Origin of the sequence: Campylobacter sp. 2018MI10, from assembly GCF_018501175.1 — a bacterium.
Lineage (GTDB): Bacteria > Campylobacterota > Campylobacteria > Campylobacterales > Campylobacteraceae > Campylobacter_E.
Window position 1 is genome coordinate 1 of the sequence record NZ_JAHCZD010000123.1, and the last position, 401, is coordinate 401.

General features: G+C 36.2%; 1 protein-coding gene. It reads right to left on the minus strand.

Features of this window, described 5'->3' with window-relative positions; genetic code table 11:
• Positions 1-401: ATP synthase beta subunit C-terminal domain-containing protein (locus tag KJR01_RS09955; protein ID WP_502756459.1), on the minus strand; the 401-nt coding region annotated here is incomplete at both ends.

Consider the following 401-nt stretch of genomic DNA (forward strand, 5'->3'; position numbering starts at 1 on the left):
CTTAAATCCTGCTATTGTATCTTCAAGGCTTATATATTTTCCTGGGCTACCTGTGAAAACTTCTGCAACGAAAAATGGTTGTGATAAGAATTTTTCAATCTTTCTTGCTCTTTCAACTACAAGTTTATCATCTTCGCTAAGTTCATCCATACCTAAAATAGCTATGATATCTTGTAAATCTTTGTATTTTTGAAGCACTGATTGAACACCACGAGCAACTTTATAATGTTCTTCTCCAATGATATTTGGATCAAGCATTCTTGAAGTTGAGTCAAGTGGGTCAACTGCAGGATAAATACCCTTTTCAGCAATAGCTCTATTTAAAACCGTTGTAGCATCTAAGTGAGCAAAAACAGTTGCTGGAGCTGGGTCTGTTAAGTCATCAGCTGGAACGTAAACAG